Origin of the sequence: Bradyrhizobium sp. CCBAU 45321, from assembly GCF_028128975.1 — a bacterium.
Classification (GTDB): domain Bacteria; phylum Pseudomonadota; class Alphaproteobacteria; order Rhizobiales; family Xanthobacteraceae; genus Bradyrhizobium; species Bradyrhizobium yuanmingense.
On record NZ_LFKZ01000122.1, the window covers coordinates 227,638 to 240,394 of the forward strand.

Here is a 12,757-nt window from a genome sequence, read left to right on the forward strand (position 1 = left end):
GCGATGACCCGGCGGAATGTCTGGTTTCCGCCTCCTCACCGCTACCAAACCAACGCCATCGTTTGTCGTCGAGGCGTGCCCTAAATCTCAGTATCACCGCAGCGAGGCGCGTGTCGAACTGCTGGCTTACTTCGTCGCGCCCTCGATGATCTACCCTTCGATCCGAGCTGGCGCGACTGAATAAGACGAGAACTCGCACCTGCAACAGCCGTGTGAGGCGTCTATTTGCAAGCGTAATCCAGAATAGACGAGGCTGATCAGAGGAGCAGCCTGCGATCTGCCAGTAGAGTTGAAAGGAAGCAGGCATTGGCTCCAGCATTTTCAAGCCTATCCGAGCGGCGATCGAGACACGCACTTCCCATCTATTGCGGATGACAGAGAAGGATTTGTCCAGCCATAGTATAAGACCGCCTCTAATGTGCTAAATATACGCGGCATCGATTCACTGTTGCCCGCATCGCGCCCTCAGCCGCGGAGCCTTGTAGAGGCCTCCTGAACAAGCTCCTTGGTACGCGAACTACGAAGAGAGCTGGTCGCCCAACTGCGGCCTCGGCGGCGACGGCAGGGCTATTTTCTTCAATTGATGTAATCCTTGCTGCAAGTGTCGTATAGATGTCTGATTTGCTCCGGTGTAACTTTCGGGAGCGAGAACGATGACCAACGCGCTCGAGATCTATAAGGCTCATCCGGTACGATCGCATCTCGCCATGAGAGCGGCACAATATGTCCGCATGTCGACACAACGGCAGGAATACTCGATTCAGAATCAGGCTGCTGTGATTGCAGCATACGCGCACGCCCATAGCCTGACCATTGTACGAACCTATCGTGACGAAGGAGAGAGCGGCCTGCTCATAAACAGGGCCGGCCTTGTACAGCTCATCAAGGATGTCCAAACAGGAGAGACCGATTTCGGTCATATTCTGGTCTACGACGTAAGCCGGTGGGGCCGCTTTCAGAACGTCGATGAGAGCGCGTATTACGAATTCGTATGCAAACAGGCAGGCATCAACATCGTGTATTGTGCCGAGCAGTTTGACAATGACGGCAGCATGCTCTCTAGCATCATCAAAAACCTCAAGCGCGTGATGGCAGCCGAGTACAGTCGTGAGCTTTCGGCAAAGGTTCACGCCGCGCAGTGCCGGTTCGCCCGACTAGGCTTCAAGCTCGGAGGTCGTCCTGGTTATGCTCTCTTGCGAAAACTTGTCGATCAGAGTCAGAAGTCGCGAGGCGTGCTGAAGAACGGTGACCAGAAGTACCTGATGACTGATCACGTCCGAGTGCGACCCGGCATTCCCGAGGAAGTAGCCGTAGTGAAGTGGATCTTCGAGCGCTTTCTGCAGGTAAAGTCGGAAGAGATTATCGCCCGGGAGCTAAACCGGCGGGCCATACTCACGAGCACGGGAGTTCGGTGGACGCGCGCAGCGGTCAACAAAGTGCTTAGAAACGAGAACTACATTGGAAACCTAACCTTCAACCGCCGATCACGCAAGTTGCGGCAGAACTGCATTTGCAATCCTCCCGAGCTCTGGATCACCAGCGAGAGATGTATCGAGCCGATCATCGAACGCGAAGTCTTCCTGAAAGCAAACAAGATCATTGAGGAACGGCGTGTCGATCTCACTGAAGGGGAGATGCTTGCTCGTCTACGCAAAACGCTGCTTAAGGAAGGGCGCCTGAGCTCTGCTATCATAGACAGCACGGTCGGCCTTCCCTGCGCTTCCACCTATCACAAACACTTCGGCAGCATGATGAACGTGTATCGGTTAATCGGCTACACTCCCAAGCGAAACTATGCATTTCTTCAGTCGCGCCCGCGCTGGGCGGAGCAAGAGGCCAAGCTCGGCTCGCACGTTGCCATGGCCATCAGGAAAGCTGGTGGTCGCATCACCTCTAGCAACAGGACCGATTACTTGCGCGTGCGTGGATCAGTGAACATCTCAATTCGATCAGCTCTCTGCTGCGGAAGCCAAAATCGAGCGTTGTATTGGTCGATCAAGCGCAGGGCACGCCTGCCTCAGGGCTGGATCGCTGCCATCAGGCTGTCTGAGCATAACGAGTCAGTGCTCGATTACGTACTGCTGCCGACCGACGGGAAAGTAAAAGGAACTACAAGCTTTACTGAGAGGGCTCGCGTTCGCCGTGGAATCGCTCGCTTCGAAACCCCTGACGCTTTGGTTCGAGCGATCGCCAAGCTAGTAAAACGGAGAGACCGTTCTGAGCCAGCACCACACGACAAGCGATCGAGACCAAAGCAGCTCAACACCAAGAACGCCCGCGCGCGGCACTGATCAGACGCAGGCACAACACTCCGCAAAGCAGTGCTTCATAATTTTGGAAGCTTGTCCAGATTTCCAGCGCCTTCGCTCTTGCCGCGTTTTGCTGGAGCATGCTTCACCGTTGGCTTCTCCGAGCATCTTTGCCAAACTACTTGTCGACGAGCGAGTGCTGGGCGGCCAATGGGACTTTTGGTCTGGTCTCGAAGGTACCGCATGGCTATACCTCCGCGGCCGATGAGCTGAGCGTCGAGCTTGTCGCTGCGCGGACGTGGCCATGCTGGCCAACGCGTATGTCTTCGTCGGGGCGTGGATAGCATCCGCGGGGGCTACAATCTGCTCGCGCCTGGGAAATCATTGGACGTCCTTGTTTCCAACACGCGAATAATGGGCACAATCGGATGTCGGTCAGCTTGTGCTGCCAAAACTGTCAGCCCGTCACGCGACGCTCCCTCGAGGTATGTCAAGCCGCTGGTGAAGCACAGGGTGACCGAGCCGCGTGGCATCTCGAAATAGTGAGCTGCGGCTTACGCTGGCTGCGAGTCGCTTTCGGCGTTTAACAAATGGGTTCGCCGCGGAATCTTGCCGATGCCAATTCCTCGAACTCGCAAATGGGATTGAAAAGCCATAGATGCCGCACCTGACCGTATGTCTGCTCTTGTTTCAAAAAGTCGGTCGCAGCTGTCAGCCGACGAATGGAACGTTTCGCAACATGCGGATGCGGCTCAAGGGCATCAACAGTCTGAAGGAGAGAGGTGATGACGGCATTGATCGAAGGACCGGGACGGCTCGTCTATCTGAGCTCAGGCATGCACCACCACGCCGGTTCCAATTTGGATGACGTCCCATTGCGTATTGAACTTCGGGCGCGCTCCATCACAGCGGGATGATGTGTTGGTGCCCGCCTCGAACTAAGAAAGACGTAGAATGGTGCTTTCAGGCCGCCCAAGGCGCTCGGAGTTAGCGACCCGGGCGCATCTGCTTGCTGGCGGTTTCATGCAGAGCGGCTGGTACTTACCTCGTCTAGGCGGTCATACCGCACTCGACGTGCCGGCATGACGCTGCGCAACGCGCTCTTGATCAAACAATTCCTGCACGACGCGGGATACGGCGAAGTTTCCGTCGAGGCGATGCCGGACAGAACCGACCGGGGTCAGAACGTCCGCGCGAAGACTGCAACACGGCCGAGGGAAACTTTATAGGCGCCAGCGACGGGTCTGCGGATGGTCTGTGCAAGGTTTGCCAGCGGTCAGCGGGAGCAGATGCGACGGTCAACGGTAGAACGAGCGCATCTGTTGCCGGCCGGCGCGGAGCGCCACCTTTTTTCAAGAAGCGCCGCTTTCCGGTTATCTCCCCAGAAGATGCCGACCGCGGTTGTTAAAATCCTGGACTGTCAGAACATCGTCAACGGCGGTGGCGGACGATCGAGCTGCCCGATGGATATTTCTCCGCCTTGGCGACGATCGGACGCGTGGCGAATCCGGATCGCGGTGGCTGGGACATCGCATGGCCGAAACTGACAATCGATTGGCTTGATCTCGGAAGCATATGCCGTTCCTTATCGATGAGTGCCGTAACGGTTGCCAGTTCTTGAATTGACATTAGTCCCGCCACGGTGTGATGAGCCAGATCCGCTCAAATAGCTGCCGCCATGACTGGTAGTGTGATGTCCGCCTCCGTAGCTGACGCGCCCTCCATGTCCTCCGCGTGCGTTTGCTTGTCCGATAACGCCGAGCAGCAACAGAACGGCAACTAGTGCAATCAACTTCATTTTGCGCCCGCCCCTTCGATGTGGAAGCGTATCCAAGCGCAGCCGGTGCGAGGTAACAACCTCTGACATCGGCAAAATGTGCAGCTTTACGCCGGGAACAGCTAGCGCGGGCCGTTTTCCCGCGAGTAAGGCGCGCGCCCTCCTCCGCGAAACATCTCGAACTCAAAATGGAGCCGTTGACCTCGCCTGAATGCCAAGCCGATCGAGCAGAAATACCGCAGATCAAGGACCCTCTACGCTGATTATCATCATGACCACCATGCTAACGTAGCCCTGCTACTTGCTTGGGGCCAACATTGTCATCGCAGGAAATTTCCCCCCAGTCGACTGCTGCAGCCGATCGGGATCTAATCTTCGTAATAATCGAGCGTCATCGCGAGCTGTCGGCGCATTACGATGCGGCCCTGTCCGTATCGGCGAAGCTCGATTCGGGACCCGAGTTTGATGCCGCCGACGAAATCAGCTGTCAAAGGAACCATGCTCTCGCGGAGCATGGGAACGTGCTCATTCGTTCAACCCCAACCACGATCGCGGGCGTGATTGCTCTGACGCGTTACGTCGGCAGCCTACAAGAGTGGGGCCTTCCCGACGATGACGCGTGGTATCGGACTTTCTTGGAAGGGCTGGCAGACGCCATCGATGGAATCGCCATGGTGCAGCGGCTCGGGCAAGATGGCGATTAAAATGGCGCTCGCTTTCATCTTCCGCGGCATACTTTTCTGGGTGGCAATCGCTGCGCTTCTCTATTTCGTGTGGAAGTTGCCCTTCTGAGGTCTGACGATTGGGGGCTCGCCCGAGCCAGTATCGAGGCAATGAGGAGGGGCGGCTCTTGAACCATGGTACTCGCCGGATCCCTGGAAGATGGATGCGATCTCAGTTTCGTGGCCTTGCCCGAAGCTGATCCGTCTCAGAATCGTCGACCACGACGCCTTTGCCAGCGCTGCGCGCCAGGCGCGCCTGCTCCACTGCTGCAGAAGGGGCATCCCTTGAAGAAGATCAAGAGAAATGCCCAAGTAAGGCACCAATGTGCCAAGGGGGCCGTGCCCATAGCCTCACGAGCTGCACGGTTGTTCCGCTAACAGCGCTTAAGTACCCGAGAAAGCATCCGTTTCCTGGAAATTGGGATACTTCCGGACCTTGCGGAACAACGACCACAGGAGCCGCTTTGGACCAGCCCCTACCGCCGGTGCTGTGACGTTCTGCACCATGGCGGCGGCTCAGTCTGTTGTCCAGTAGACAAAGACGCTGGGCAGGCCGCCGGCGAAGTGCACTTAGCAATCCGCAATCGCGCATCAGTCGGACCGCTCTGCCGATCTTTACTGGCGCAGAGGCTTGCGAGACGCCATCCTGGTCTCCCAGCAATCCACAAGCCGAACATATGCTGCCGACATGGAATTACATCGCGGTCCACGCCCATGAGCGATTGAATTCTTCGAGTATCTCAATCGCCTGCTTCAGATCGTGACGCGATTGACGAATCTCCATGAGACGTGACGTGCGACGCCGTGGGCGGTCAGCGATGCTCCCGCGGATTTCATCCCGATCACCATGATCGGACATGAACCACCGCCCGCGCCTGATCGCATTGGTTTCGCCACCGGCCTAAGCGGCGATCAAACTGGCACAGGACCCGTATATTGCAGCTTTTATCCTACTTCAGGACGAGACGATAATGTGCATGACCGCCGCCAAGAACGCCGCTCGAGAGAATGATCTTACATCTGCAACTCTCACAGCTCTCCAGCGACATTAGAGAGATTAACTCGGGCCGTCAATTAACTCACGAATTTGCCAATGGAACAGTCGGCTTGAGCTTAATACACTATGTGGAGAGTTGTCGGTTTTCCGACAGAGGCCCAAATCCCGTGTCAGGTCGCGTACAGCGGGCATAGTACGCGAACTCTCGAAAAGCCCATTCGGCGTTGTGGCTTGCCCAGCGCCGCCCTGCATGGTCACTGCCTGAAACGAATTCGTTCAGTGCCTATTGTCGAGGACATGTTGGTCTTTCGATTGGCACGATGCTTGCTGAAGATCATTCGCTCCAAGGGGGTGCGGGAGACCTGCCAGGGCCTGGAAAAGCGAGATCAGCGCAATGACTTTGATCGGTGGCGTCATTCCGAGCGCCGATATTGTGAAACGTGCAGCGCGCATCGGTGCCGAAGTCAAAAATATCAAGCTATCAGGCGATCTACCGGATCACGCGATAGCTGCGATCAACAGCTTATTGCTAGAGCACAAGGTGATCTTCTTCCGCAATCAAGGACATCTCAATGACGCCGAGCAGGAGCGCTTTTCCGCTCGTCTGGGAAAGCTAGTGCCACATCCGATACTCGGCGCTACCAAGGGGGCGTCGCTCCTCGAACTGGACTCCACTCGCGGCGGCGGCCGCGCCGACGTTTGGCATGCGGATGGGACCTTCTCCGACGCCTATCCCAAGATTTTGGTCCTGCGGGCCGTGGTAATGCCAACGTTCGGAGGCGACACCGTGTGGTCTAACACAGCTGCCGCTTATCTTGGTTTGCCGCCGCCACTACAACGGCTCGCCGAGGGCCTATGGGCCGTTCACAGCAACGTTTTCGATTACGCCGGGATCGCGCGTCTCCGCGAGGTCGACAAGAAGCACTTTGACGAGGTGTTCACCAAAGAGGTCTTTGAGACGGAGCATCCCGTCGTACGCGTCCACCCCGAAACAGGCGAGCGGACGCTAGTGCTCGGCGCCTTGGTGAAGCAGTTTGTTGATGTCCCCAAATACGACGGACAAAAGCTGTTCGACCTATTTCAGTCTCACATTACCGCGCCCGAAAACACTGTGCGCTGGAGCTGGTTAGAGGGGGATATTGCGATATGGGATAACCGCTCAACGCAGCATTACGCGGTCAACGATTACGGGGGCCAGCATCGCGTCGTACGTCGGGCCACGATCGAGGGTGAGGTGCCTGTCAGCGTCGATGGCCGGAGCAGTGTAACGCGCCTGAAGGTGACCGAATGACTGCACGACGACGCGCAGCGCTCTCGCGTCTGAAATCGAGAAAACCTGGCAATCGGACTTCTTTAAGGCAAACGCGAAAACACATTTTCCAACGCGATATCTCAGCTCTTAACGCCAACGCGGCAGCGGCTAGCTTGATGCACGCAAACTATTTAGCGTCGACCGACGGCTTCAAGGAAACTTGAGCATCACTGTCCTTCGCCAGCGGCTTCACGTTTCAGCTTAGAAAATCCTCGATCAGTGGCCATAAAGCGCGCCAACATAGGGGCGATGAGTTTAGTCGGATCGACCACTTGACCACCCTGACGCGTAAGGGCTTCTGCATATGCAATGAGATCACGATGTACCGCCGCAGGCAGCTCCGCACTTACTTTGACCGGCTTGTCGTCTGGAAGCTCTCCTATTTTTAGTTTTGGCATTTTGTTACCCTCTATAGGGTGTAAGTATGAGGTCACGATTGACAAGAACACGAACCGGGACGCCAGGTCGCACGGTTAGAGTGGGCTGGACGCTGAGACTGCGGCGAACCACCTGCTGCCCGGTCTGGTTTAGTGAGTCCGACGCGCCGTGTCGCAATGCCTGGATGATTGCACTGTCGTTGCTATTGGTGTCCGAGCCGGCGCCCAATTCGGTCCCGATCGCCAGAAACGTCGATAGTGCCGCAGCCTTGAACAACTCGCCCCAATGATTGTCGACCTGATCTTCGAGACCTGCGTATCCGGCAGTGTCAGCGCCAGGCTGCCGCTCAAGAACGATCGACCGTCCATTCGGCATGATCAGCCGTGTCCAGACGAGCAGGACGCGGGACTGGCCGAAAGTGACCTGGCTATCGTATACCCCGATCAGGCGCGCGCCCTGCGGTACTAACAAGAATCGACCGGTGGGCGTATCGTATACGTTTTCCGTCACCTGCGCGGTGATTTGGCCTGGAAGATCTGATCTAATCCCTGTGATCAGTGCTCCCGGAATCACCGTCCCGGCCTGCACGATATATGGTGCGGCGGGCCTGGTGACGCGGTCAGGGCTGACCGTACGACGGTCCACGGAGGCGTTTACGAAGGCAAGCTTTCGGTCCTGACCGCTTTGTGCAGATGCGTCATCCCCGGTCACCGTTGGATTCGATGGCACGACGCGATCGCTTCCAACAAGCGGCGCGGTGGGCGGACGTACTTCACGTCCGTTCGTCGAAGCGAATAGATGACTGATGCGGGCTGCCTCGGTCTCTTGATCCCGGCGCTGCTGGTCCGGATAAGCGCCAATCGCCGGCGACTGGCCTTGAGCGGCAAGGATCGGTCGACCGAGGTCCCCGGGGAGCGGCGGACCAAGCTGCGGGATTGGCTGGCGCGGAACGCCAGCATAATCCTTCGGCAGGGTCGTAATACCGTCGGCAACATTGTGGTGGTCTGTGCTATAAATCTCCTCCGCCGCCTGATTACGGGAGCGATTATGCTGCAGCGACCACAGCACAGCCCCACCGATGACAAGCAGGGCGACCGCGCTCCCGCCGGCCAAGAGCTTCCGCGACAACCGCGTCACGCGCGGATGCTCTGCTCTCAAGCGGAAGCTCCTGGACTGTTCCTCCGGTGTAGCCGGCGGAGCAGCTTGCTGGTGATCGGCTTCATTCCGGGTATTCATGACGACGGCCTCCCGTCAGTCCTGACAATCCTAACCTTCTGCTGGTGTTCACCGCCAAGCCGCAGTTCGGCGGCCGCAAACAGCCGATCGACGATCAACACGTTGCCGTAGGGGCGATAGTTGACGAGTTCGGTCTTGCCGTCTGGACCGATGACGAAGAGGGGAGGCATCTCGCCCTGCGCGATGCCTTGCGGGAACTCGACGTAGACCTTGCGGCCATCGTCATATGCGGCGAGCGGCCGCCAGGGAGGACTGTCCCCTTCGATGGCATAGCGTGAAATGCGCTGCGCCGGTTCCGGAAGAACGGGCTTCAGAGCGACCGAACGCGATCGTTCGCGTACGGTTTCCGGATAGTACCAGGCAACAGACGGCATGTATGGCCGATCGCGGGAGCGTAGTTCGATCAGGTACGTCCGCCGATCGGTATTGACGACGAGGTTGGTCTCGATCGAAGCTCGGGTCGGCTTGACCAGGATATGGACGCGCCGTGTGTCGCCGCTCCCGCTCTCGGTATCGCCCACGACCCAGCGTACGGTATCTCCGGCCGCGATCGGCCCTGATCCCGTCAACTGTTCTCCCTCCTCGAGCGCGATATCCGTGATCTGCCCCGGTGCGGCGTAAATTTGATAGAGCGCCCCGGGACTGTAGGCGTAGATTTGCGCCGCGTTGAAATACCCCCGCTTGCGCGGTTCAACACGGGCCGCACTGTTTGCCATCTCCACCCGGCTCACCGGCTCTACGTTTTCCATCCCTCCTGACTTACCGCCGAAAGCTGGCTTCCAGAGGGGTGGAACGTGAAGCGGTCTCGGTTTGTCGTCGAGAGCCACCGGTGATGCCAGCAACGGAGGAACTTCAGCGTCATAGCTGATCTCCGGCGGAATGTAGGTCGCGCATCCACCAAGCATAGACGAACAAAGCAGGACAGCGTGCACACTTGCTCGCTTCGCGAACACGAACTTGGGCCGAGTCGAATTGAGCCCGCTTTGCGCACCTGGATGCGAATGAACGTCAGACGGCGTCTTGGTCACTGACTCAACTCCTTTGACCAGTTGATGGCGCGGACGTAGACGCCAAGGGGATTCTTGCGCAGGCGTTCGGCATCGCGCGGCGACTCGATTGCGATCGTGAGAATTGCCGTCCAGCGTTCGGTCGAACTCAGCGTGCCGTTGTCGTAACTGCGTTCAATCCATGCGACCCGAAAGCTCTCCGAAGACGCGCGAATGACGCTCGAGACGTCTACGGAGATTTGAGCCTTGCCCAGCTTGGCAAAGGGGTCATTGTTGCGTGCATAATCGTTGAGCGCAGCCGCGCCACGATCGGTCGTAAAATCATACGCCCGGAGCCAATTCCGGCGCAGAACGATGCCGTCGGCCGGCAAGCCTCTGACGTCCTCGATGAAGCGCGCCAGATGGTAGGCGATCTGCGCATCAGTGGGCTGATAGTCGATGTTGGCCGGCGCAACCCTTTGGGCTTGGCCGAGATGATCGACTTCTACTACCCAAGGCGTGATCGATCCCTGGCTCGATTGCCAGACAAGGCTGCCAGCGAGACCGGCTGAAAGCATCAGGCAGCCGAACGCCATTAGGCGCCAGTTCTTGGCCTGCACGCGGGCAGATCCAATGCGTTCGTCCCAAACCTGCGCTGCCTTTTTGTAAGGCGTAATCGGCTCGGGCATGCGCCCGTAGTGAACTGATGGTCGTTTGAACATCGCTGGTTGCCCCCTGATATTGAGTGATCGGTTTCAAGTCTTGCGATAGAAGGTTTGAGGCGCTGCTGTGCGGCGGAGGTGCAGTGGTGCGTCTCAGCGTTCTCCTTCGGACAAATCGACGGAGGAGCCGCTGCCACCATGATCGCCGGAGCGGACGGCGTGGCCAGCGGCGGAGGCACCATGCCGAATGGTCTGAGCACGCTTCATGCGGCGAGCCCAATCAGGCTGCCCTTCGGCCGGAGCGCTCGCGCTCTGGTCGCCCGCTTGGCTACCTCCGAAGGCAGACGCTGCTCGACGCAATGGACTCGTCGCAGCCGAAGCGCCAGCCTCCGCGACGCCGGCAAGGCCGCCGCTTCGATAGGCGGCTGTTGCTCCGGTTATGACAGCGCCGCCACCGCGCGCGGCGCCTGCAACCGCACCGCCAGCGAGACCGGCACCGCCAGCAGCAACTCCCGCACCAGCCGCAACAATGCCGCCAGCAGCAAGGCCTGTTCCAATCGCCGCGCCGGCGCCGAGTTGAGGTCCGCCCGACACGAGGCCGTTTGCGATACCCGGACCGAAGATGCCGAGGCCCAGCAAGGAGAGGGCCGCGAGCACCAGCGTCATCGCGTCTTCGATGGTCGGCTGTGCACCGCCGAAACCTGCGGTGAACTGCGAGAACAGGGTGGAGCCGATGCCGACGATGACGGCCAGGACTAGGATCTTGATCCCTGAAGATGTGACGTTGCCCAGAACCCGCTCCGCCGCAAAAGCGGTCTTGCCAAACAAGCCAAAGGGAATGAGCACGAAGCCGGCCAGCGTCGTGAGCTTGAACTCGATCAGGGTGACGAAGAGCTGGATCGCCAGAATGAAGAAGGCGATCAGCACCACGACCCAGGCGAAGAGGAGGACGACGATCTGGACGAAATTCTCGAAAAAGCTGATGTAACCCATCAGGTTGGAGATCGACTCGAGGAGCGGCCGACCGGCATCGAGACCGACTTGAGCGATCTTCCCCGGTCGCAGGAAATCCGATGCAGATAGGCTTGCGCCCGATGCTTTCAGTCCAAGACCGGCGAAGCTCTCGAAGACGATGCGCGCCAGGCTGTTCCAATTGCTGATCAGGTAGGCAAAGACGCCGACAAAGAGCGTCTTCTTGACGAGGCGTGCGATGATGTCCTCGTCCGGCCCCCAGCTCCAGAACAACGCGGCAAGCGTGATGTCGATCGCGGCAAGCGTAGTTGCGAGATATCCCACGTCGCCACCCAGCAGCCCGAAGCCGTTGTCGATATAACGCGTGAACGTTTCCAGGAACTGGTCAATGATCCCCATACCAGTCATGGCTTGCTCGCCTCTGGGGCCGCCAGGTTCGGATATCCGTGCGGCATCCGGCTTTGATCCTTTGGAGCGAGCGCCACGCCGGCGGCCGAATCGTCGCGGCCTGGAACTGCGCCGCCGTCTTTCTTGCCAAAGAAGCGACGGCGGTTTTCGGCCCAAACCTGCTTGCAACGCTCATAACCCGCTGCGTGGTCCGTAGTGACGTTGCGGCAGCGCGCGAGGTCTGAGCTGGTTGCGTCTGCCGTCTGCTCCGCCTTCGGCGGCGGAGGAGAACGATCTCCGCCACGAAGTTGAATCGTGCAGGCAGCGACGGCCACTACGCCGATTGTCGTAAGCAGCGACAATGCCTTGAATGCCCGGATGTCGGTCATCAGTGGAACATCTGCACGTTGGATGATTGATAGCCCTGCCCCGCTATCAGGAAGCGCCGAAGCTGTTCTCGTCCCTGATCCTGGGCCGAGGCGCGCTGAGCCGCTTCAAGGCTTTGCGCTCGCCCCTGCGCCGCCATGACGGCGGTGAGGTCGGCGAGCTGCTGCGTGTTCAGCGCGAGAATCTGATTGCCCGCCTGCGTTGCCTGCAGCGCGCCGCTCGCGCCTTGGCTTGAGGTTACGAGCGCGGACGTCTGGACACGGTTGGTGTCGAGGTTGCCAACGATGCCGGCCTGGACACGAAGCGCATCTTGCGTTGCCGCATAAGTGTTTTGCCACCGCGATTGAGCGTTGGTGAGCAGCAACTGGCTGGATTGGTTGCCAGTGGCCGGCGCGTAGCTCGTCGAAAACGCGCGATCGATCTGTTGGACGTCGTAGGCGATACGCTGGGCCTGGGCCAGCAATTGTTGAGTACGCTGGATCGAGGATTGCAGTTGCTGCAGCGATGAGTACGGCAGGTTTACCAGGTTCTTCGCCTGATTGATCAACATCTGCGCCTCGTTCTGCAACGAGGTGATCTGATTGTTGATCTGCTGGAGCTCCCGCGCAGCGGTCAGGACGTTCTGAACGTAGTTGTTCGGATCGAAGACGATCCACTGCGCGCGCGCCGGCTCGGTGACGCCAAGCATGAGG

Annotated in this window: 12 protein-coding genes; 5 read left to right on the plus strand and 7 right to left on the minus strand. The window is 58.7% G+C overall.

Going from position 1 to position 12,757, the window contains the following annotated elements; genetic code table 11:
• Window positions 1–653: 653 nt before the first annotated feature.
• From ACM43_RS19165 to ACM43_RS19180, 5 genes are all read left to right on the plus strand, one after another.
• Window positions 654–2,291: a recombinase family protein gene (locus tag ACM43_RS19165; protein WP_271542117.1), complete on the plus strand. Its 1,638-nt coding sequence runs from the start codon at window positions 654–656 to the stop codon at window positions 2,289–2,291.
• Between the two features lie 743 nt (window positions 2,292–3,034).
• Window positions 3,035–3,166 carry a hypothetical protein gene (locus ACM43_RS19170; protein ID WP_271542118.1) on the plus strand — a complete coding sequence of 44 codons (132 nt, stop codon included), beginning with the start codon at window positions 3,035–3,037 and terminating at the stop codon, window positions 3,164–3,166.
• A gap of 1,177 nt (window positions 3,167–4,343) precedes the next feature.
• A complete protein-coding gene (locus ACM43_RS19175; protein WP_271542119.1) occupies window positions 4,344–4,730 on the plus strand; it encodes a hypothetical protein in 387 nt (128 codons plus the stop codon).
• A 542-nt stretch (window positions 4,731–5,272) separates the two neighbouring features.
• A complete protein-coding gene (locus ACM43_RS38965; protein ID WP_074447560.1) occupies window positions 5,273–5,512 on the plus strand; it encodes an FMN-binding negative transcriptional regulator in 240 nt (79 codons plus the stop codon).
• Window positions 5,513–6,130: 618 nt separating this feature from the next.
• Entirely contained in the window at window positions 6,131–7,036 is a 906-nt protein-coding gene (locus tag ACM43_RS19180) for a TauD/TfdA dioxygenase family protein (RefSeq protein WP_141697561.1), read from the plus strand.
• A 188-nt stretch (window positions 7,037–7,224) separates the two neighbouring features.
• Here ACM43_RS19180 and ACM43_RS19185 read toward each other — a convergent pair whose 3' ends face one another.
• The 7 genes from ACM43_RS19185 to trbJ form a co-directional block, all read right to left on the minus strand.
• Window positions 7,225–7,455, minus strand: a complete 231-nt coding sequence (locus ACM43_RS19185; RefSeq protein WP_036030461.1) for a DUF2274 domain-containing protein — start codon at window positions 7,453–7,455, stop codon at window positions 7,225–7,227.
• Window positions 7,456–7,459: 4 nt separating this feature from the next.
• On the minus strand, window positions 7,460–8,671 hold the full coding sequence (locus ACM43_RS19190; protein WP_036030465.1) for a TrbI/VirB10 family protein: 1,212 nt from the start codon (window positions 8,669–8,671) through the stop codon (window positions 7,460–7,462).
• Window positions 8,668–9,699, minus strand: a complete 1,032-nt coding sequence (gene trbG / locus ACM43_RS19195) for a P-type conjugative transfer protein TrbG (protein ID WP_271542120.1) — start codon at window positions 9,697–9,699, stop codon at window positions 8,668–8,670. The genes ACM43_RS19190 and trbG overlap by 4 nt, the downstream gene beginning before the upstream one ends.
• The gene (trbF, locus tag ACM43_RS19200; RefSeq protein ID WP_036030471.1) at window positions 9,696–10,379 is read right to left on the minus strand and encodes a conjugal transfer protein TrbF; all 684 of its coding nucleotides are present in this window, start codon (window positions 10,377–10,379) and stop codon (window positions 9,696–9,698) included. Before trbF ends, trbG begins: the two co-directional genes overlap by 4 nt.
• 93 nt (window positions 10,380–10,472) lie before the next feature.
• Window positions 10,473–11,699 carry a P-type conjugative transfer protein TrbL gene (trbL, locus tag ACM43_RS19205; RefSeq protein ID WP_271542127.1) on the minus strand — a complete coding sequence of 409 codons (1,227 nt, stop codon included), beginning with the start codon at window positions 11,697–11,699 and terminating at the stop codon, window positions 10,473–10,475.
• Window positions 11,696–12,067: a putative entry exclusion protein TrbK-alt gene (trbK-alt, locus tag ACM43_RS19210; protein WP_271542121.1), complete on the minus strand. Its 372-nt coding sequence runs from the start codon at window positions 12,065–12,067 to the stop codon at window positions 11,696–11,698. The genes trbL and trbK-alt overlap by 4 nt, the downstream gene beginning before the upstream one ends.
• A partial coding sequence (gene trbJ, locus ACM43_RS19215) for a P-type conjugative transfer protein TrbJ (protein WP_442869321.1) occupies window positions 12,067–12,757 on the minus strand: 691 nt, incomplete at its 5' end. The genes trbK-alt and trbJ, both read right to left, overlap by 1 nt.